14 protein-coding genes are annotated in these 22,008 nt (G+C 69.3%); 8 read left to right on the forward strand and 6 right to left on the reverse strand.

The genetic code is table 11. The features are described 5' to 3' along the window. Window positions 1-112: 112 nt before the first annotated feature. On the reverse strand, window positions 113-808 hold the full coding sequence (locus FS885_RS01030) for a thiamine diphosphokinase (RefSeq protein WP_144743112.1): 696 nt from the start codon (window positions 806-808) through the stop codon (window positions 113-115). A 12-nt stretch (window positions 809-820) separates the two neighbouring features. Continuing rightward, window positions 821-1,504 carry an HAD family hydrolase gene (locus FS885_RS01035; protein WP_144743115.1) on the reverse strand — a complete coding sequence of 228 codons (684 nt, stop codon included), beginning with the start codon at window positions 1,502-1,504 and terminating at the stop codon, window positions 821-823. Between the two features lie 292 nt (window positions 1,505-1,796). On the opposite strand from FS885_RS01035, the gene glgB reads away from it, so the two are divergent. The 8 genes from glgB (at window position 1,797) to FS885_RS01075 (ending at window position 16,360) form a co-directional block, all read left to right on the forward strand. Continuing rightward, window positions 1,797-4,070: a 1,4-alpha-glucan branching protein GlgB gene (glgB, locus tag FS885_RS01040; protein WP_144743117.1), complete on the forward strand. Its 2,274-nt coding sequence runs from the start codon at window positions 1,797-1,799 to the stop codon at window positions 4,068-4,070. 52 nt (window positions 4,071-4,122) lie between these two features. Beyond that, complete coding sequence (locus tag FS885_RS01045; RefSeq protein ID WP_144743119.1) at window positions 4,123-6,549, forward strand: glycogen/starch/alpha-glucan phosphorylase; 2,427 nt, start codon at window positions 4,123-4,125, stop codon at window positions 6,547-6,549. A gap of 106 nt (window positions 6,550-6,655) precedes the next feature. Next, window positions 6,656-7,801, forward strand: a complete 1,146-nt coding sequence (locus FS885_RS01050) for a glucose-1-phosphate adenylyltransferase (protein WP_144743121.1) — start codon at window positions 6,656-6,658, stop codon at window positions 7,799-7,801. Window positions 7,802-7,805: 4 nt separating this feature from the next. Further along, window positions 7,806-8,915 carry a glucose-1-phosphate adenylyltransferase subunit GlgD gene (gene glgD / locus FS885_RS01055; protein WP_144743123.1) on the forward strand — a complete coding sequence of 370 codons (1,110 nt, stop codon included), beginning with the start codon at window positions 7,806-7,808 and terminating at the stop codon, window positions 8,913-8,915. Window positions 8,916-9,005: 90 nt separating this feature from the next. Next, the gene (glgA, locus tag FS885_RS01060; protein ID WP_144743125.1) at window positions 9,006-11,123 is read left to right on the forward strand and encodes a glycogen synthase GlgA; all 2,118 of its coding nucleotides are present in this window, start codon (window positions 9,006-9,008) and stop codon (window positions 11,121-11,123) included. A gap of 138 nt (window positions 11,124-11,261) precedes the next feature. Beyond that, window positions 11,262-12,509, forward strand: coding sequence for a zinc ribbon domain-containing protein (locus FS885_RS01065; protein ID WP_144743128.1), 1,248 nt, complete (start codon window positions 11,262-11,264; stop codon window positions 12,507-12,509). Window positions 12,510-12,664: 155 nt separating this feature from the next. Next, window positions 12,665-15,964: a 4-alpha-glucanotransferase gene (locus tag FS885_RS01070; RefSeq protein ID WP_144743130.1), complete on the forward strand. Its 3,300-nt coding sequence runs from the start codon at window positions 12,665-12,667 to the stop codon at window positions 15,962-15,964. Between the two features lie 111 nt (window positions 15,965-16,075). After that, window positions 16,076-16,360 carry an FmdB family zinc ribbon protein gene (locus FS885_RS01075; protein ID WP_144743132.1) on the forward strand — a complete coding sequence of 95 codons (285 nt, stop codon included), beginning with the start codon at window positions 16,076-16,078 and terminating at the stop codon, window positions 16,358-16,360. 40 nt (window positions 16,361-16,400) lie between these two features. On the opposite strand, the gene FS885_RS01080 is transcribed toward FS885_RS01075, so the two are convergent. The 4 genes from FS885_RS01080 to priA form a co-directional block, all read right to left on the reverse strand. Further along, window positions 16,401-17,855: a transcription antitermination factor NusB gene (locus tag FS885_RS01080; RefSeq protein WP_144743133.1), complete on the reverse strand. Its 1,455-nt coding sequence runs from the start codon at window positions 17,853-17,855 to the stop codon at window positions 16,401-16,403. Then, window positions 17,852-18,784, reverse strand: a complete 933-nt coding sequence (gene fmt / locus FS885_RS01085; protein ID WP_144743135.1) for a methionyl-tRNA formyltransferase — start codon at window positions 18,782-18,784, stop codon at window positions 17,852-17,854. Before fmt ends, FS885_RS01080 begins: the two co-directional genes overlap by 4 nt. A 73-nt stretch (window positions 18,785-18,857) precedes the next feature. Further along, window positions 18,858-19,394, reverse strand: coding sequence for a peptide deformylase (gene def / locus FS885_RS01090; protein WP_144743136.1), 537 nt, complete (start codon window positions 19,392-19,394; stop codon window positions 18,858-18,860). A 97-nt stretch (window positions 19,395-19,491) separates the two neighbouring features. Next, window positions 19,492-21,993, reverse strand: a complete 2,502-nt coding sequence (gene priA / locus FS885_RS01095; RefSeq protein WP_144743139.1) for a replication restart helicase PriA — start codon at window positions 21,991-21,993, stop codon at window positions 19,492-19,494. Window positions 21,994-22,008: the final 15 nt, after the last annotated feature.

Raw genomic sequence — 22,008 nt, forward strand, 5'->3', positions numbered from 1 at the left:
AGCCGTGCAAAATCGAAAAATGTGTCTATGTCAGCCGTCAGCCGAGCCGTCGAGGCAGGTGAATTCTCCCTCGTGACCGGGGAAGGGCCGGACAAGGACGACGAGCACGCGCTCACGAGAAGAGCCAGCAGGCGATGCGCCCCTCATGGCAGGTAATGGACGCCTGGTCGCGCTCGATCACGTTCGAGATGCCGAGGTCCGACAGGAGCGGCACCTCGGCCCTATCGAGCTCCCAGCGCATACCCGCCTCCGAGACCGTCGCGACAGGCGACAGCGGCACGAACGAGAAGCGGCACCCGTGCGCCCCCTCGATCGAGTAGCTCATGCCGTCCTTGAGGATGCAGCCGGAAAAGCCGTCCTCTACGAAACACACCTTCCCGTCCCAGGTCGTCAGGCGCCCCATCACCGCGAGGGCATGGTCGGGACTGCCGCCGGCGAGGCAGGTCGCGCGCAGCGCGGAGCCCGGCCACCGGCGGGCGACCTCGGTGAGCGCGAGCCCGAGGTCGGTGTCGTCCTTGTGGGGGTTGTAGCGGACGACCTCGAACGGCGCCGCGGCGCCGCGGCGCGACGCATCCTCCGCCGAGCGCACGCGCGCCGCTGCGGCCTCGCTCGCGGAATCGACGTCGCCGCAGAACAGGTCGCATCCCAAGCCCGCATGCGCGAGGGCGTCGAGCCCCCGGTCGATCGCCACGACGGCGACGCAGCCCTCGGCCGCCCGCTCGATCGTGCCGGCGGACGAGGGGGCCGGAGACCCGCCCACGAGCAGCACGCAAGGCTCCGCTCCCGTAGAGGGGCTCGCTGCGAACATGGCCGCACCCCCCTAGTACGCCGCGAGGCGCTCAACGGTGAGCTCGGGGTAGCCGTCCACGAACACGTCGGAGAGGCTGCGGACCTCGTCGCGGGAGGCGCGGCCGTGGGGGTCGAAGATCCCGAGCGTGCGCATGCCGGCGTCGCGCGCGCTCCTGAGCCCGAACGGGGCGTCCTCGAACACCCAGACGTCGCCGTAGTCGACCGGCCCCAAGCCCGCCGCGGGGCTCACGCGCTCGAGCGCGAGCTCGTAGACATCGGGGAACTGCTTCGAGCGGCCCGACTCGCCCGTCGTCGTGATCGTGAGGAAGTAGCGGTCGAGCCCCTGCGCGGCGAGGCCGGCGGCAACGAGGTCGGCCTGCGTGGAGGTCGCGATGCCCATGGGGATGCCCGCGCGATGCGCCTCCTCCAGAAACGCCTGGACGCCGTCGCGGGCCTCGACATGGTTGGTGTACTGCTCGCGGAGGACCTCGGTGAAGACCGCGCGCACCGCCTCACCGGATTCCTCGATGCCCCAGGTCTCGTGGTAGGCGACGCACTCCTCCTCCATCGAGAGGTGCTCGAAGCGCGCGAAGTCCCTATCGGTCGCCTCGATGCCGTAGCGCGCGAGGAACCGCGGCTGGACGGTGATCCACATGCCCATCGAGTCGAGTATGGTCCCATCGCAATCGAAGATGAACGCAGCAGGCCGTGCCATGGTATCGCCCTCCCGGAGCGCGTCGCGCGCGAGTCGTCGGTGTACGTGGGCATGGTAGCAGACGGGAGCCTCTACAGCCGGCGCGCATCGGCAACTCCACGGACCGCTCGCTACCGTCCCCCGCCTTGCAGGGTGCCGCCGAGGGCGCGCATGGTATCCTATTCACGTCTAGGTTCCATCGGCGTGCACGCTTGTGGAACGCGGCCGAACGTTCAGACCGATGCGCAGTCAGGATCCCGGACAGCCTTATCGGATGGCGGCATGCCAGCCGCCCGAACGATTGGAAGCGCCCATGAGCACCCGCAAAGCCACGACCGCCAACGCCGCGCCGGCGGAGGGGACGCCCGCCGCTCAGGAACCCTGCCTCATCATCACGCAGGACGATATCAACCTGTTCGCCGCCGGCATCTGGCAACGCAGCTGGGAGAAGATGGGCGCGCACCCCGATGTCCAGGACGGCGTCTCCGGCTGGCACTTCGGCGTCTGGGCACCCGACGTCAAGAGCGTCCACGTGGTGGGCGACTTCAACGGCTGGGACTCGTGGGCGAACCCGCTCGAGCATATCGGCGGCGGCATCTGGCAGGGCTTCGTCGGCGGGCTCTCAGAGGGCGACCTCTATAAGTACGTCATCGAGTGCGAGGACGGGCGGCTCCTCTACAAGGCCGACCCCTACGGCTTCTACGCCGAGCAGGCGCCCGGCACCGCCTCGCGCCTCATGGACCTCGCCGGCTACACCTGGGGCGACGAGGCGTTCATCGAGGAGCGCCGCTCACACGACCACATGGAGCGCCCGCTCGACATCTACGAGGTCCATCTGGGCAGCTGGAAGCGTCACGGCGACGAGCCGCAGGGCGAGCCGCGCGAGGACGGAACCTATCCCGGGCCCGGCGACCCCTTCCCCGCACAGCGCGGCACCTTCTACACCTATGACGACCTCTCGGTCGAGCTCGTGGACTACGTGCGCGAGATGGGCTACACCCATATCGAGGTCATGCCCGTGATGGAGCACCCCTTCGACGGCTCGTGGGGCTACCAGGGCACCGGCTACTTCGCGGCGACCGCGCGCTTCGGCGAGCCCAAGCGCTTCATGCACTTCATCGACGCCTGCCACCAGGCGGGCATCGGCGTCATCCTCGACTGGGTCCCCGGCGGCTTCTGCGCCAACGACGAGGGCCTCGCGACCTTCAACGGGCAGATGCTCTACGAGCGCGAGATCCATCCCAACTGGGGCACGCACAAGTTCGACTTCGGCCGCGGCGAGGTGCGCAGCTTCCTGGTCTCCAACGCGCTCTTCTGGATCGAGCTCTTCCATGCCGACGGCCTGCGCATGGACGGCGTCTCGAGCATGCTCTACCTGAACTTCGGCGTGGACGACCCCGGCCAGAAGAAGTTCAACAAGTACGGCACCGAGGAGGACCTCGACGCCTCCGCGTTCATCCGCCAGGTCAACGCCGCGGTGGGCCGCCAGTTCCCCGACGTCATGATGATCGCCGAGGAGTCGACCGCCTGGCCGCTCGTGACCTACCCGCCCGAGGAGGGCGGCCTGGGCTTCCACTACAAGTGGGACATGGGCTGGATGAACGACACCCTGCACTACATGCAGACCGACTTCCCCTGGCGCCCGGGTAACCACCGCCTGCTCACCTTCTCGATGATGTACGCCTTCAACGAGAACTTCGTCCTGCCACTCTCGCACGACGAGGTCGTGAACGGCAAGTGCTCGCTCATCGGGCGCATGCCCGGTGACTGGTGGCGCCAGTTCGCCGGCCTCCGCACGCTCGCGTTCTACCAGATGGCGCACCCCGGCGCGCAGCTCACGTTCATGGGCGACGAGATCGCCCAGTTCATCGAGTGGCGCTACTACGAGTCGATCCAGTGGTTCTTGACCGAGCAGTTCGAGACCCATGCGCGCCACCAGGCGTTCATCAAGGCGCTCAACCACCTCTACGCCTCCGAGCCCGCCTTCTGGGAGCGCTCCTACACCGAGGACGGCTTCACCTGGATCGACGCGGACAACGCCAAGCAGTCCATCATCTCCTTCGTCCGGCACGGCAACGACCCCGCCGACGACCTCGTCGTCATCATCAACTTCGACCCCGCCTCCTATACGGACTTCCACCTCGGCGTCCCGCGCGAGGGCGACTGGGAGGTCGTGTTCAACTCCGACGAGCCGGAGTACGGCGGCAGCGGCTACACCGACAACGCCGTGTACATGAGCGTCCCCTACCCGTGGAACGGTTGCGAGAACTCGCTCACCATCGCGCTGCCGGGGCTGGCCGGCATCGTGCTCAAGCGCCAGGGGCCGAGCTCCTACGTCCCGCCCAAGCCCAAGCGCCGCACCGGCGCGCGCAAGACCGCCCCGATCACCGACCCGGGCGCCGCTCCGGTGAAGAAGCCCGCGACGAAGCGCACCGCCACCAAGAAGGGCACGGGCGCGACCAAGACAACGGCCAAGACCGCCGCGAAGGCGAAGGCCGCTTCGAAGCCCGCCGCCAAGAAGGCGGCAGGCACCCGCACCGCGGCCAAGAAGGCCGCATCCAAGACTACGCCGAAGGGCGACGCGTAACGGCGACGCTCCCTCGAGTAGATAGACCCTGTACCCGAACTGAAAGGCACCAATGAATAGGATCTTCGACAACAAGGACGAGTTCATCGAGCTGTACCGGTCGTCGGTCACCTCCATCTCGGGCAAGCCGTTCGAGATGACGAGTGACCTCGACCGCTTCCAGGCGCTCGCCAAGCTCATCGCGAGCAAGTCGCGCGCCATCCAGACCGAGACCGAGGAGCGCGTGACCGAGCGCGGGCAGAAGCGCGTCTACTACTTCTCCATCGAGTTCCTGATCGGCCGCCTGCTCGACAACTACCTACTCAACCTGGGCGTCCGCGACATCGTGAAGGACGGTCTCGCCGAGATGGGCGCGGACCTCGACGCCCTGTGCGAGCTCGAGCCCGACCCCGCGCTCGGCAACGGCGGCCTGGGCCGCCTCGCCGCGTGCTTCCTCGACTCCATGGCGCATGAGGGCATCGCCGGCTACGGCAACGGCATGCGCTACCGCTACGGCCTCTTCAAGCAGGAGATCGTCGACGGCGCCCAGCACGAAACCACCGACGAGTGGCTCTCCCACGGCTACCCCTGGGAGGTCCGCCGCCCCGACAAGGCCGTGCGCATCGGCTTCGGCGGCCGCGTCGAGGGCTACGAGCAGGACGGCCGCACGTTCTACCGCACGGTCGACACGCAGGACGTCCTCGCGGTCCCCTACGACATCCCCATCGTGGGCTACGGCGGCGAGACCGTCAACAAGCTCCGCGTCTGGAGCGCCGAGCCCGTCGAGGAGCAGTTCGACCTCGAGGCCTTCAACCGCGGCGACTACGCGCTCGCCGACGCGCACCGCGCCGAGGCCGAGGCCATCAGCGCCATCCTCTACCCCAACGACGCGGGCGAGCACGGCAGGCTCCTGCGCCTCAAGCAGGAGTACCTCTTCGTCTCGGCCGGCCTCTCCAGCGTGCTCGACACCTTCCGCGCCGAGCACGGCAACGACTGGAAGCGCCTGCCGGACTACGTCGCGATCCACACCAACGACACCCACCCGGCCATGTGCGGCCCCGAGCTCATGCGCGTCCTCATCGACGAGGAGAGGCTCGAGTGGGACGAGGCGTGGGACATCGTGACCCGCACCATCTCCTACACCAACCACACGATCCTGCCCGAGGCGCTCGAGAAGTGGCCCATCTCGACCTTCTCCAAGCTGCTGCCGCGCCTCTACCAGATCATCGACGAGATCAGCCGCCGCTACAACAGCGCGTTCGACCGCGGCTCCGAGGGCTGGCAGGAGCGCCTGCGCCAGACGGCCATCCTCTGGGACGGCGAGGTGCGCATGGCAAACCTCTCCGTGATCTGCAGCCATTCCGTGAACGGCGTCGCCAAGCTCCACACCGAGATCCTGAAAGAGCAGACGCTCAAGGACTTCTACGCGCTCACGCCCGAGAAGTTCAACAACAAGACGAACGGCATCTCGCACCGCCGCTTCCTCGCCGAGGCGAACCCCAGCTACGCCAGGCTCATCACCGAGGCCATCGGCGAGGGCTGGCTCGATGATGCCGACGAGCTCGCCAAGCTCGAGCGCTTAGAGGGCGACCCCGCCTTCCTCGAGCGCGTGGGCGAGGCCAAGCGCGACAACAAGCTGCGGCTCGCCCGCTACGTCAAGCGCGAGTGCGGACTTGTCATCGACCCCGACACGATCTTCGACGTCCAGGTCAAGCGCTTCCACGCCTACAAGCGCCAACTCCTGAACATCTTCAAGGTGATGGACATCTACAACCGCCGCCTCGCGGACCCCAACTTCCGCGTCGCGCCCACGACGTTCATCTTCTCCGGCAAGGCCGCCTCGAGCTACACCTTCGCCAAGGAGACCATCCGCCTCATCAACTCGGTCGCCGACGTCGTGAACAACGACCCGCGCGTCAACGAGGTCATGAAGGTCTGCTTCATCCCCAACTTCCGCGTCTCGAACGCCCAGCTCATCTACCCCGCCGCCGAGATCTCCGAGCAGATCTCCACGGCCGGCATGGAGGCCTCGGGCACCTCGAACATGAAGCTCATGATGAACGGCGCGCTCACGCTCGGCACCATGGACGGTGCCAACATCGAGATCGTGAAGCTCGCCGGCGAGGAGAACGAGAAGATCTTCGGCCTCACCGCACCCGAGGTCGACGAGCTCCGCGCGAGCGGTATGCACTTCGCGTGGGACATGTACAACGCCGACCGCGACCGTTTAGGCCGCGTTATCGACGAACTCACCGATAATACGTTCGCCCGCCTCTCCGGCGACTTCGGCAGCATCCATAATGAGCTTATGAGCAGTAACGACCATGACTTCGTCATGAAGGACTTCATGTCCTACGTCACTGCCTGGGAGGAGCTCACCGCGAGCTACTCCGACCGCACGGACTGGAACCGTCGCGCGCTGCACAACACGGCGAGTTCGGGCTGGTTCTCCAGCGACCGCACCATCCGCGAGTACCGCGACGACATCTGGGGAGCGTGATGCCGCACTAGGGGGACGTGACAAGGTGAATCTCGGGCCCGGCGCGGGCCATGCGCCGGGCACCGCTAGGAAGGATATTGGCACGGGTATCTGAAGGAGAACATCGATGAGCAAAAAGGAATGCATCGCAATGCTCCTCGCAGGAGGACAGGGCAGCAGGTTGGGAGCGCTCACCTCTAAGATCGCGAAGCCCGCGGTCTCGTTCGGCGGAAAGTACCGCATCATCGACTTCACGCTGTCGAACTGCGCGAACTCCGGCATCGACACGGTGGGCGTGCTGACGCAGTACCGTCCCTACCAGCTGCATGCCTACCTGGGATCGGGCAGCGCATGGGATCTGGACGAGAAGGGCGCGGGCGTGTCGATCCTGCCGCCGTACGCCACCCAGGAGGGCGGCGCATGGTACGCGGGCACCGCGGACGCCGTGACCCAGAACCTCGACTACATCAAGTCGCATGACCCCGAGTACGTGCTCATCCTCTCCGGCGACGCCCTCTACCGCATGGACTACCGCGCCATGCTCGACTCACATATCGAGAACAACGCGGACCTCACCATCGCCGTCATGCCCGTGCCCTGGGAGGAGGCGAGCCGCTTCGGCATCCTCACCGCCGACGACGAGGGCCGCATCACCCGCTTCGACGAGAAGCCCGAGAAGCCCGAGAGCAACCTCGCCTCGATGGGCATCTACATCTTCACCGCCGACTTCCTCATCAAGGCGCTCGAGGAGGACGCTATCGACCAGCGCTCGAGCCATGACTTCGGCGGCGACATCATCCCCAACGCCCTCGCCGAGGGCAAGCGCCTGTTCGTCCACGAGTTCCACGGCTTCTGGCGCGACGTGGGCACCATCGCGAGCTACCACGAGACCTCGATGGACCTGCTCGGCTCGAACCCCGCGTTCGACCTCTTCGACAATGCCGTGCCCGTGATGTCGAACGACCTCACGCGCCCGCCTCACTACATCGGGCCCGAGGGCCGCGTCGACGACTGCCTCATCTCCAACGGCTGCCGCATCCTCGGCACCGTGCGCCACTCGATCATCTCGACGGACGCCGTCGTGGGCGAGCGCGCCGTGGTGGAGGACTCCGTGCTGCTGCCGGGTGCCGTCGTGAAGAGCGGCGCCTACGTGAGCCGCGCCATCCTGGGCGAGAACGCCGTCGTGGAAGAGGGCGTCAAGCTCGGCTCCGTCGACACCACGAAGGACACGGCCGTCGTCGGAAACGACGTCGTCATCGGGAAGGGGGAATGAACCGATGATCAACCAGAAGGCCATCGGCTATATCACCGCTAACTACTCGAGCTCGGAGAAGAGCATCCTCGTCGAGAACCGCTCCATCGCCTCCGTGCCGTTCATGGGCCGCTACCGCCTCATCGACTTCCCGCTCTCCAACATGGCGAACGCCGGGATCAGGACCGTGGGGCTCGTGCTGCCGGGCAACTGGAGATCGATCCTCGACCACGTGGGCCACGGCAAGGACTGGATGCTCGACCGCAAGAAGGGCGGCCTGTTCCCCGTGCCGGGCAACCCCTACGGCACCACCAAGCAGGGTATGCGCTTCCTTTTGCGCGACATCATCTCCAACAAGGAGCTCTTCCAGCGCTCCGACAAGCCCTACGTGGTCATGATGGCGTCGAACATCATCTTCAACCTCGAGCTCGACGAGATCATCGATGCGCACGAGCGCAGCGGCGCCGGCCTCACCATGGTCTACGTGCATGCCGAGCGCGCGCACAAGGACTGCTCGCGCCTCATCATCGGCGACCGCGGCCGCGTCCAGAAGGTCGAGCCCGGCTGCGAGTACGGCGACAACAAGTTCATCGACTGCTTCGTCGTGAACCGCGACCTCCTGCTGCAGATCATCGAGCGCTACGAGAGCGCCGACTACCTCGATATCTTCGAGGCCATCGCCGGCGACTTCGGCCTCATCGACGTGTGCAGCTATGAGTTCAAGGGCTATGCGATCGGCATCTTCAACGAGAAGACGTACTACGACCGCAGCATGGAGCTGCGCGACCCGCTCTTCGCCGACCAGCTCTTCCGCAAGGACCGCCCGATCATGACCAAGGCGCACGACGCGCCCCCGGCGAAGTACTCCGCCGGCAGCAACGCCACCAACTCCCTCATCTCCGCCGGCTGCGAGATCGAGGGCACGGTGCGCGGCTCCATCCTCGCCCGCGGCGTCATCGTCGAGAGCGGCGCCAGCGTCACGAACAGCATCATCATGCAGTCCTGCGTCGTCAAGAGCGGCGCGCGCGTCGAGAACGCCATCATCGACAAGGGCAACGTGATCCCGGCCAACACCGAGCTGCGCGGCACGCCCGACGCGATCCTGGTCGTCGGCAAGAACCAGATGCCCGCGTAGAGCGCGAGCAGCGAAAGCGTTACCATAGAACCGCCGCCCCGCCCCGCGCGTGGCGGCGGTTTTGGAATCCGAAGGAATCGGGGGATTCATATGTCCGATAAGAAACTGCAGGTGGTGATCGCCTCCGCCGAGTGCGCGCCGTTCGTCAAGACCGGCGGCCTGGGCGATGTCGCCGGCTCCCTGCCCCAGGCGCTCGTCGCCGCCGGGGCCGACGTGATCGTGATGGTGCCCAAGTACGGCTCGATCCCTGCGCGCTACACCGAGCGCATGGAGCACTTCCGTGACTTCTACGTGAGCCTCGGCTGGCGCAACGAGTACTGCGGGCTGGAGCGCCTGGACATGGGCAACGGCGTCACCTACCTGTTCGTCGACAACGAGCACTACTTCCTGCGCGACTACCCCTACGGCTTCTTCGACGACGGCGAGCGCTTCGCGTTCTTCTCGAAGGCCGTGTGCGAGAGCCTCCAGTACCTCCCCGAGGGCTTCGAGTGCGACGTCCTGCACTGCAACGACTGGCACACCGCGCTCGCGCCCGTGTTCCTGCGCGAGTTCTACCAGGGCCTGCCCCTCTACGAGCGCGTGAAGACGGTCTTCACCATCCACAACATCGCCTTCCAGGGCCAGTACTCAGACACCATCCTGAACGACATCCTGGGCCTCGCGCACATCCCCGCCGCCGCGGGCCAGCTGCGCTGCGACGACCGCTCCATCAACTACATGCAGGGCGCCCTCAAGTACACGGACGCCATCACGACCGTGAGCCCGAGCTACGCCTGGGAGATCCAGACGCCCGAGTACGGCGAGGGGCTCGACGGCATCCTGCGCGAGCGCTCGAGTGTGCTCTCGGGCATCCTGAACGGCATCGACACGGACGCCTGGAACCCGGCGACCGACACCGCCATCGCTGGGAACTACAAGGTCGGCGACATGGCGGGCAAGGCCGCCTGCAAGGCCGCCCTCCAGGAGGAGCTCGGCCTCGAGGTGCGCGACGACCGCCCGCTCATGGTCATGGTCACGCGCCTCACGCGCCAGAAGGGCATGGACCTCGTGACCTACGCGCTCGACCGCATCCTCTCGGGCGGCGTGCAGGTGGCGGTGCTCGGTACCGGCGACTACGAGGAGCCCATGCGCTACTTCGCCGACAAGTACCCCGGCACCATGGCGGCCCGCATCACGTTCGACTCCGCCCTCTCCCACCGCATGTACGCCGGCGCCGACCTGTTCCTCATGCCGTCGCTCTTCGAGCCGTGCGGCCTCTCCCAGATCATCGCCATGCGCTACGGCACCCTGCCCGTGGTGCGCGAGACCGGCGGCCTGCGCGACACCGTCATGCCCTACAACCACTTCACCGGCGAGGGCACCGGCTTCTCGTTCGCCAACTTCAACGGCGACGAGATGGGCGACGCCGTCTTCCGCGGGGCGCGCCTGTTCTGGGACGACCGCGCCGCGTGGAACCAGGTCGTCAAGCAGGCCATGGAGACCGACTTCAGCTGGACCCGCTCGGCTGCCGCCTACCTGGACCTCTACCGCGGTCTGCATCCCGAGTGCGCCTTCGTCGTGCCCGCGCCGGCCGCCGAGCCCGCACCTGCCGCCGAGCCCGAGCCCGCCGCGGCTCCCGAGCCCGAAGTGAAGCCGGCTGCGGCGCCCGAGCCCGAGGTGAAGCCGGCTGCCGCGCCCGAGGCGAAGCCCGCAGCCGCGGCCGAGTCCGCGGCAGATGCGAAGACGGCGCCCGCCCCCGCCAAGAAGCCCGCCGCCAAGAAGGCGCCCGCGCGCAAGACCGCCGCGAAGAAGGCCGAGCCCGCGAAGGCCGAGGGGAACGCCCCCAAGAAGGCCGCGCGCACGACGGCGCGCAAGACTGCGGCCGCCGAGAAGGCCACGACCGCGACCGCTGCGAAGAAGCCCGCCGCGAAGAGCACCGCCGCCAAGGCCGCCCCGGAAAAGCCGGCGACCAAGACGGCTTCCGCGAAGAAGGCGACGGCCAAGGAGGCCGCCACCGCGATCGAGACCGCGGCAGCCGAGACACCCAAGGCGACGACCGCGAAGAAGACCGCGACCAAGCGGGCCACCGCCGCGAAGGCCGCTCCCGCGAAGAAGGCCACCCCGGCACCCAAGGCGGCAGCTGCCGCCGAGGAGCCGGCGGAGAAGCCCGCGCCCAAGGCGCGCACCGTCTCGGCCGCCCGCAAGACCACGCGCAAGCGCTCCTCGTAAGCCAGGAGGCGCTGCCGTCCACCCCGGGCGCGAAAGATGGCGGCACGCCGCGAACGCGCCATAACATGACCGGGCGAGCGCCGAGACGGCGCCCGCCCGGTTCTGCGTACCCGAGTACCCCGAGCGTAAGGAGCCACCATGTTCTGCAACAAATGCGGCCGCGAGCTCCCCGAGGGCGCGGCGTTCTGCAACGCCTGCGGCGCCTCCGCATCCCTCGGCGCAGACGCCGCGGCAGCAGCCGACGGCAGCGCAGCCACGGACCGACAGGCCGGAGGCGACCCCTCCCCCTCGTCGGCGCCCGGCGGTGGCACCGGCCCCGCGGCATCGGGCGCCGTCCCGCCGCCGATCCCGCCCCAGGCGGCCGCCCAACCCCAGGCGCAGCGGACGCACAACGACAACGTCGCGCTCGCCTCCCTCGTCTGCGGCGTGATCGGCCTGTTCTGCAGCCCGACCCTCATCATCGGCATCGCGCTCGGCATCATCGCCATCGTGCTCGCCTCGTCCCATCGCAAGGCGGGCGGCACCAGCACCCTTGCCACGGTCGGCAAGGTATGCGGCATCATCGACCTCGCGCTGGCCGCGATCCTCTTCATCCTGTTCACGACCGTGGGGTGCACCACCTTCGCGATCGTGGGCAACGCGGCGCTGGAGAGCTCCTCGCGCGCCGAGAGCACCGAGAGCGGGACCGACACGATCGAGAACGGGAACGGGACCGGTGGAACCACCGGGACCTCAGAGCCGGCGACGGTCGAGCTCTCGGACGCCGAGGTCGAGGATATCTCCAACCAGGTCGCCGCCTATCTCGACCCAATCTTCGCGCAGGACAGCGAGGCGGTCGATGAGCTCGCCGCGCTCGCGGACAGCGAATTCCAGGAGGTCTTCGGGTTCGGGCTCGATGAGGCCGGCGTGGGGGCGCGCGAGTACGTGCTCTGGCGGCTCGAGGGCATGAGCTGGGAGATCTCGAGCATCGAGGCCTACTCCGACGGCACGGCGATAGCGAACATCACGCTCAACTCCTGCTACAGAAGAGACGTGCACAGCGCGTTCGCATACCTCATGGACGTGTACTTCGAGCGCGGCGGCGACATCCACGACCCCGAGCGGGTGGGACAGGTGCTCGCGGCATCTCAGGAGATGTTCTATAACACGGACGTCCCGGACTGGAGCGGCATCGACAGGACATCGGTCCCCTTCAGGTTCGTGCAGCTGGGCGATGGCTCATATGGGCCCCAAACGAACACCTGGGACTACCAGATGCGCACCACCTTCGCGCCGCTTAACGCCGACAGCATAGAAATCGTCCTTGCGGACGAGGAGCTGTGCCTGACCTACGAGATGTATCCCCCCGAGGAGTACGCCGACCCCTATCTCGAGGGCATCATCTAGCAGGCGCGCTCCGGCCGGTCCCTTCGCCTGCGCGCCGCGCCGCATGCCCTAGGACGATAGGCGGCGCGCCTGCGGTTCCGGTATACTGTTCTGCTGGTATACCGCCCGCAGGGCCTGCTGCATGGTGCCCTGCGCGATGATAGATCGGACCGACCATGAGACTTACCCATAACAGCCGCCTCGAGCGGTTCCGCTCCCCCTTCGGCGCGGTGACCGTGGGCACGCCCATCCGGCTCGCCCTCGAGGTCGAGGACGCCGACCCCGCATCGGTCGCGGCGACGCTGCGCATCTGGATCGACGGGCGCGGCGAGGAGCTCGTGCCCATGGAGCACGTGGGCGCCGGCCGCTTCGAGGCGACGATCCGCTACGACGACCCTCTCATCGTGTGGTACAGCTTCGCGGTGCGCTGCGGCGACACCGAGCTCCACTGCGGCGCCGCGCACGGGCGCACGGGAGGCGTGGGCGCGACCTACGACTACGCCGAGGTCCCCTCCTTCCAGATCACCGTGTACCGCCACCGCGCGACGCGCCCCGCCTGGTACGAGCGCGGCATGGTCTACCAGATCTTCCCCGACCGCTACCGCCGCGACGACGCCTGGCGCGAGCGCTGCGAGCGGGCGCTCGCCGAGCCGCACAACGGCATCCCCCGCCGCATCGTCGAGGATTGGAACGAGCCGCCGGTCTACGAGCGCGCCGCGGACGGCTCCATCGCGAGCTGGGACATGTACGGCGGGTCCTTGAAGGGTATCACGGGCGACCTCGACCGCCTCGCCGAGATGGGCATCACCGCGATCTACCTCAACCCCATCTTCAAGGCGGCGAGCAACCACCGCTACGACACGGCCGATTACCTCGAGATCGACCCCATGCTCGGCACCGAGGAGGACTTCCGCGAGCTCTGCCGTGAGGCCGAGCGCCGCGGCATCTCGATCATCCTGGACGGCGTCTTCAACCACACCGGCGACGACTCCGTCTACTTCAACCGCTACTACAACTTCCCCGAGCCGGGCGCCTGGCAGGGCCCCGAGTCGAAGTGGTACGACGCCTACTGCTTCAACGAGGACGGCACCTACCGCTGCTGGTGGGGCATCGAGAACATGCCCGACCTGAACCAGAGCTCGCCGCTCGTGCGCGAGCTGCTGCTCGGCGAGGGCGGCGTGATCCGGCGCTGGACGCGCGCCGGCGCGCGCGGATGGCGCCTCGATGTGGCCGACGAGCTGCAGGAATCGCTCATCGAGGACATCAAGGCGACGCTCCTGTCCGAGAAGCCCGACGGCCTGCTTCTGGGTGAGGTCTGGGAGGACGCGTCGAACAAGATCAGCTACGGCAAGCCGCGCCACTACCTGCTGGGGTCCGAGCTCGACTCGGCGATGAACTACCCGTTCCGCGATATGGTCCTGGGCTTCTTGCTGGGCACGATGACCGCCTCGGACGCGGCCGAGGCCATCGAGACGCTGCGCGAGAACTACCCGCCCGAGGCGCTCGCCTGCTGCCTCAACCTCCTGGGCAGCCATGACCGGCCGCGCATCGCCTCGCTGCTGGGCGGCGGGCCCGACGAGAGCAAGCTCCCCGAGGAGGAGCGCGGCCGCTGGCGCCTCTCGCCCGAGGCCATGGGCCTCGCCAAGGGCCGCTTCTGGCTCGCCACCCTCATGCAGATGACCTTCCCGGGCGTGCCCTCGATCTACTATGGCGACGAGTACTGCCTCGAGGGCCTCTCCGACCCCGGCAACCGTCGCACCATGCCGCTCGAGGAGGACATCTACGACCGCGACATGCAGGACATCATCCGCAACGCCGCGGCGATCCGGCGCGCGCTCCCCTGCATGGTCACGGGATCCATCGAGGCCTTCGTCCCCGAGGGCGCCGGCGACGACGTGCTCGCCTACACCCGGCGCGGCGAGGACGGCGAGGTCGCCTGCGTGCTCGTGAACCGCAGCCTCGACGCGACGCATACCGTCCGCATCCCCGCTCCGGCAGAGGCCGCGACCGATGTGGTCTCGGGCGCCGAGCTCACGGTCGAGGACGGCTCCGTCGAGGTCACGCTCTGGCCGTTCGGCTCGTCGGTCGTGTACTTCCACCCCGTCCAGCGCCTGCAGAAGCCGCTCGAGGACGGTGCGGGCGTCCTCTGCCATATCACCTCGCTGCCCACGGGCACCGGCAGACCCGGCACGCTCGGCGAGCCCGCGCGCCGCTTCATCGACCATCTCGCCGCCATGGGCATGCGCTACTGGCAGATCCTGCCCGTGAACCCCACCGACATGTTCCGCTCGCCCTACTCGGGGCCGTCGGCCTTCGCGGGCAACATCGCGCTCATGGAGGAGACCGAGGACGAGCTCAGGCGCGACTTCGCCGCCTGGCAGGCCGCCGGCGACGGCGCCGTCGACCGCGAGTTCACCGCCTTCTGCCGCGCCAACGCGAGCTGGCTCGAGCCCTACAGCGCGTTCATGGCCATCAAGCGCGCGCTGCTCGAGACCCCGCGCAGCGAGTGGCCGGCGGAGCTCCAGACGTACGACCCGGCGTTTCTCACCGACGCCCGCTTCGCCCGCGAGGCGAAGATCCAGGCCTACCTGCAGTACCGCTTCGAGCGCGCCTGGCGCGACACCCGGGCGTACGCGCACGCGCGCGGCATCCAGATCGTCGGCGACATCCCCATGTACGTCGCTGACGACTCCGCCGACGTGTGGGCGGCGCCCGAGCTCTTCTCGCTCGACCGCGACGGGCGCCCGACCCAGATCGCCGGCGCGCCGCCCGACGGCTTCGCCCCCGAGGGCCAGATCTGGGGCAACCCCACCTACCGCTGGGACGCCATGAAGGCGGACGGCTACCGCTGGTGGCTCGCGCGCTTGAGGCGCGCCTGCAGCCTCTATGACCGCGTGCGCCTGGACCACTTCCTCGGATTCCACAACTACTTCAGCATCCCCGCGGGCCAGAAGGGCAACGCCGGCCGCTGGCTCCCCGGACCCGGCCGTGAGCTCTTCGAGCTCGCCGCGCGCGAGCTCGGGCCGCTCCCCTTCATCGCCGAGGACCTGGGCATCCTCACGCCCGGCGTGCGCTCGCTGATGGCGAGCTGCGGGTTCGCCGGCATGGACGTGCTCGAGTTCTCCGACTACGACGTGCGCCAGGGCCTGCACCCGCACCCCGGCAAGGTCTTCTACACCTCGACGCACGACACCTCGACGCTCGTGGGCTTCTGCACGCGCTCCTTCCAGAGCATGGGCACGCTGCTCGGCGGGCGCGAGCTCGCCGCCGAGCTGGTGAGGGAGGCGCTCGCGAGCGACGCCGGCGTCGTCATGATCCCGCTGCAGGACCTCCTCGGCCTCGGCGACGGGGCCCGCATGAACGTGCCCGGCGTGGCCGACGGCAACTGGCGCTGGCAGGCGCACGAGGATGACGTCGCCGACTGCGAGCGGCGCATCGCCGACCTCATGGTCGAGACGGGCCGCTTCGCCCGGTAGCGGCCGCGCCGCATCCGACCCAGATGGAATCTATCGCCCCGCGTTTGCGCGCGGGGCGATTTCGGGTACAGTATCCCCTGGACATTTCGGGATTCATAAGGAGCTTTGAGCATGGCACGTTATGACTACCGCTGCACCTCGTGCGGCGCGGTATTCGAGGTCGAGCACGCGATGACGGAACGCCCCGAGGTGAGCTGCCCCACCTGCGGCGCGCCCGCCGAGAAGGTCTTCAGCGCGAGCGGCATCAAGTTCGTGGGGAGCGGCTTCTACAACACCGACCAGCGCGGCGGGGGCTCCTCGACCGCTGCCACGTCGGGCACAGGCGACGGCGCCAAGGCGGATGCGGCCGGCACCTCGACCCATTCCTGCGAGAACTGTCCCCACAAGAACGACTAGCGGACGATCGCGCGATGCCCGTGCTCACCGTGCGGCGCGCTTAGGCCCTGCGGACGAGTCGGGCGCAGAAGTGCCCGTCGAATTCTCCGGGAGCGGGGCATGACCTGAAGAGCCCGCGCGCGGTCCCATGGGCCCGCGCATAGGTGGCGGCATCGGCGAGACCCTCGTGTCCGAAGATCTCCACTTCGGAGAACGCGGCGATCTCGAACCCGCGGCCGGCATCGCTCTTAAGAAAGGCGTCCACCACACCCTCGTCCTCCTCCTCGAGCACGGAGCAGGTCGCGTAGAGGAGCTGGCCTCCCGACGCGACGCGGGCGGCCGCGGACGCGAGCAGGGCGAGCTGGAGGCCCGGCAGGCTATCGCGGGCGCCCATCTCCAGGTCCTCCGGCACGAGGCGCCACGGGATCTCCGGGTGGCGGCGCATGGTCCCCGTCCCCGAGCACGGCGCGTCGACGAGCACGCTCGAGAAGAGCGCGCGCTCCCCCATCCCCCTATCGATCCGCTCGAGGGCGCGGTCGAGGTCGCAGCCGTCCCCGGTGATGCAGCTCACGCCGCCATCGAGCCCGGCCCGCTTGAGGCGGCGAACGTTGAGCCGCGTCTTCTTGCGCGACAGCTCGAGCGCCACCGCGGCGCGCTCGACACCCAGGCGCGCCGCCTGCGCGGCCATGACGAAGGTCTTGGTACCCCGGCCCGCGCCGACCTCGAGGCAGCTGCCCGGCGCGAGCGCGGCCGTGGCGATGAGCTGCGCGTTGAGGTCGCAGACCGCGAGCCCCGACCGCCTGAGCGCCGCGCTGTGGACGACGTCGGCGCCCGCGACGCGCACCAGCGCGCCGGCGAGCGGCGAGGCGGGAGCCGGTGCCGCCGGGACGCCCTTGGCGGCGTCCCCGAGGCCCATGAGCTCGGCTGCGGCATCGTCGTCGAGGGGGTTCAGGTGGACGGCGACGGGAGCCGGGTCGAATTGCGACGCGGCCAGCTCACAGGTGGCATCGAAGCCAATGGAGTCCGCGATCCGGGCGGCAAGCCATACCGGCAGGCCGCCGGCCCGGGCGAGCGCGACGACGCGGCGCCGCGACGGGCTCGCGACATCGACGGCATCGAGATACGCATAGCGATCCTCGGCGATACGGCGGAGCACCGCGTTGGCGAACCCCGCGGCGCCCCTTGTCTGCGTCCTGACGAGCTCGACGCCCTGGCTCACCGCGGCGCGGGGCTCCCGCTTAAGATAGACGAGCTCGAAAGCCGCGATGCGGAGCGCCTCGCGCACGCGCCCATCCATGCGGTCGGGCCGGGCGGCATACGTGTCGATCAGCTCGTCGAGGCAGCCGAAGGAGGCGACGACCCCCAGCACGAGCCGCATGGCAAGGCCGGCGTCCCTCCGGTCGAGCGCGCGCACCGCGGGCGAGGCGTCGAGCGCGTCGCGGGCGTAGGCACCCGTCTCCTCGAGCTCGAGCAGGAGGTCGAGCGCCACGCGGCGCGCCGGCGAGAGCTCCGTCATGCGAGGGGCCCCCAGGTGCCGCTGCGGTCGCGCTGGCCGGCGGCCCAGGATGCGGCGTCCATCTCGCGCTTCCCATCGGGCTTGAGGGCGGTGACCTCGAGCGCGCCGTCGGCGGCGCCGAGCACGAGCCGCTTGCGGTCGATCTCGAAGGTGCCGGGAGCGGGCACGGGGACCTCGCCAGCCGCCGCGACGGGCACCGCGGCCGTGATGCGCACCGGCTTGCCGGCGAGCATGCAGCGGGCGGGCGCCGCATCGGAGGATGCCAGCACGCGGCGCGCGTTCGCCGTCGCCGTGTCGGCGGGATCGAGCCTGAGCTCCGCCTTCGAGATCTTGGCGGCATGGGTGACGAGCGCCTCGTCCTGCTCCTGCCAGGAAGCCGTCCCGTCGACGATGGCGGGCAGCATCTCGACGAGCAGCTCGCCCCCAAGCGCGGCGAGCTCGGAGGTGAGCTCGTCGGCCGTCTTGCCGGCGACCGTGCAGGACGCCTGCGCGCAGAAGGCGCCCGTGTCGACGCCCTTGCCGATACGCATGATCGACACGCCGGTCCGCTCGTCGCCGGCGAGGATCGAGCGTTGGATGGGCGCCGCGCCGCGCCAGCGGGGCAGCAGGCTCGCGTGCACGTTCACGCAGCCCGCAGGCGCCATGGTGAGCACCTCGTCGGGAAGGATGCAGCCATAGGCGGCGACGCAGAACACGTCGGCCTCGGCGGCGCGCAGGGCACCGAGCGCCTCCTCGGTCATGCGGGAGGTCTCGAGCACGGGGAGGCCGAGCTCGAGCGCGCGCACCTTGACCGGCGAGGGCTCGAGCTTCTTCCCGCGCGAGCGCACGGCATCGGGGCGCGTCACGACGAGCGCGACCTCGAACGCCTCGGCGAGCGCCGTGAGCGAGGGCACGGCGAAGGCGGGTGTACCCATGAACACAACCCTCATGGCGGGTCTCCTTTCCGGCGCCGGCCATGCGGCCCTTCGGCGCCCGAGGTCGGATGGCGCGAGCGGCCGGTGGCTACTCGGTCTCGCCGGGCTTGGCGCCGCGGGCGAGCGCCTCCTGGTAGTCGTGCAGGGCTTTCACGCGCTGGCGGGGCTCCAGGCGCTCGAACATCGTGATGCCGTGCAGGTGGTCGATCTCGTGCTGCAGGCACACGCAGAACAGGTCACCCTCCGCCTCGTAGCGCATGAGGTTCGCGTCGAGGTCGTAGGCCTCCACCACCACGCGGTCGGGCCGGCGGATCTCGCAGTTGATGCCGGGGATCGAGAGGCACCCCTCCGAGGAGGGCACCAGGTTGTCGGACTGCTCGACGATGACGGGGTTCACCAGCACGAAGGGGTCGTAGTCGTCGCGCGAGCGGTAGTCGGTGTCCACGATGACGAGCTGGATCATCTCGCCCACCTGCGGGGCGGCGAGGCCGCAGCCGCCGTTCGCGAACATCTCCTCCTTCATGCGCTCGGCGAGCTCACAGATCTCGGGCGTGATCTCCTCGATCGGGGCGCACTCCTGGCGCAGGCGGGGGTCGGGCGACAGGACGATGCCGTTCACTTCCATGACGTTCCTTTCACGACGAAGTACAATCCCCATCATTGTATCCGCTACGGGGCGCGCCCATGCGGATTCACCGGAATACCGCCGCCGGGGCGGGCCGCTACATCATGTCGTAGGCGTCGACATCGACGCTCACGTCGATACCGGGCCTCGAGCCGACATCGGCCAAGGCGAGCGAGATAGCGGAGGACACGTCGAGGCCGAGGGGCGCCTTCACAAGGAAGTGGTAGCGGTAGCGGTCCTTCGCCCGCTCGATCACGCACGGCGTGGGCCCCAGAAGCTGCGGCCCCCGCATGGCCGCGCCGCCGTCCACGCCGCCCGCATCCCCGTCCGACACCTGCGCCCGGCCAGGGTCGCCCGGCCATTCCGGGATGGCGAGCCGCTCGCGCACCGCGGCGGCGAGGACCCCGATATAGGAGGCGACCGCCCGCTCATCGCGCCCGCGGCACACCACGTTCACCAACCTGACGAAGGGCGGGTAGCAGGCGTCCCCACGGGTGGCGAGGTCGTGCTCGGTGAAGATGGAGCGGTCGTGGGCCACGACCGCGCGGATGACGGGGTTGTCGGGCAGGTAGGTCTGGATGATGACGCGCCCGGCCCGCTCGCCGCGGCCGGCGCGGCCGGCGACCTGCTCGAGCAGGTCGAAGGCGCGCTCGCCGGCACGGAAGTCGGGCATCTTCAAGGCGTAGTCGGCGTTCACCACGCCCACGAGCGTCACCTCGGGGAAGTCGAGGCCCTTGGCGATCATCTGCGTGCCCAGGAGCACCGCGCACTCCGCGGCGTCGAAGCGCTCGAGCAGCCTGGCGTGGCCGTCCTTGCCGCGCGTCGAGTCGGCGTCCATGCGGATCACCTCGACGTGCCCGGGCATGAGCTGGCGAAGCGCGTCCTCGACCTGCTGGGTGCCGAGCCCCATCTTCGCGAGGTAGGGGCTGCCGCACTTGGGGCAGCGCGACCCCTCGGCGGGATACGGCCGCACGCGGTAGGTGGCGCCGCAGGTGTGGCACTCGAGCGTATGGGTGCGCTCGTGGTAGGTGAGCGCGGTCGAGCAGTGGCGGCACGTGGGCACGCAGCCGCACTCGCGGCACATGAGGAAGGGCGCGAACCCGCGCCGGTTGTGCAGAAGCACCGCCTTCTCGCGGCGCTCGGCCACCTCGAGCAGGGCATCCGAGAGCTCGCGCGAGAAGATCGAGCGGCCGCCCCCCATGAACTCGCGCCTGAGGTCGCAGACGGTCACGCTCGGCAGCTGCGCGCCGCCGGGGCGCTCGGGCATCTCCACGCGGGTCCAGCGCTGCCCGCCCGCGCCGCCGCGCGCGCAGCGCGCAAGCGCCTCGAGCGAGGGGGTGGCGGAGCCCAGCACCAAGGGGCAGCCGTGGCGGCGCGCCATCTCGGCGGCGACCTCGCGCGCATGGTAGCGCGGGCTCGAGGACTGCTTGTAGCTCTGCTCGTGCTCCTCGTCGATGATGATGATCCCCAGGTGCTCGAGCGGGCAGAAGAGCGCCGAGCGCGCGCCCACCACGACGCGGGCCGCGCCCGAGCGGACCATGTCCCACTGGTCGAGGCGCTCCCCTGCCGAGAGGCGCGAATGGAACACCGCGACCATGTCGCCGAAGCGCGAGCGGAACCGGCCCACCGTCTGGGCCGTGAGCGAGATCTCGGGCACGAGCACGCAGGCGGAGCCGCCGTCGGCGATGACGCGCTCGATGGCCGAGAGGTAGACCTCGGTCTTGCCCGAGCCGGTGACGCCGTCGATCACGACCACGTCGCCCGCGCGCGCACGGCGGGCGTCCTCGATGGCGGCGAGCGCGCGCTCCTGGCCCGCGGTGAGGCGCTTAGGCGGGCGGGCGGTCGCCGACGAGAGGCGCGCCGCGCCGGCACCGCCCCCGCGCCAGGCGCGCCGCTCCTCGACCGTGACGACGCCGCGCCTCTCGAGCGCGCGGATCGCCGCCGACATGTCGGTATAGAGCGCGTTGAGCTCGTAGGTGGTCACCGGCCCGCAGGAGAGCGCCTCGATGAGCTGGCGCTGGCGCGTCGCGCGCTCGGGCGGCTCGAAGGCGGCCCCCTCGGGAGTGAGCGACACCCAGCGGGCGCGCACCTCCTTCACGGCGGGCTTCACGAGCTCGTAGCGGCCGTCCTCGCCGCGGCGCAGCCTGGGCGTGGCCCCGGGCGGGAGGAAGAGCCTCAGGCACTCCGCCGACGAGGCGACGTACTCGCGCGCCATCCAGAGCGCGACCCCAGCCGACGTCTCGGAGAACGCCGGCGGCGCGAGCACGTCTTGCACGGGCTTGACGCGCGCCGGTTCGAGCCCGGCCGTCCCGGGCAGCCCCTCGAGGTGCGCGGCGCGTGAGACCACGTAGCCGAGCGCCGGCCGCCTGCCGAAGCTCACGAGCACCGTGCACCCCACCGTGCAGGCGTCGGCAAGGCCGGCGGGGACGGCGTAGGCGAAGGGCTCCGCCAGCGAGCGCGTGGGGATGTCGACGAGGACGGACACGAAGGCGGCCCCGGAAGCGGCGGGAGCACCGCCGGCGCGCGCCTCCCCATGGGATCCGCGCTCCCGCGGCGTCTCCTCGAACAGACTCACCTGCTTCACCGGTCTCCTCCTCATGCGCATGCGCGGCCG

This window comes from Enorma burkinafasonensis (genome assembly GCF_902150035.1).
In the GTDB taxonomy this organism is placed as follows: Bacteria; Actinomycetota; Coriobacteriia; order Coriobacteriales; family Coriobacteriaceae; genus Enorma; species Enorma burkinafasonensis.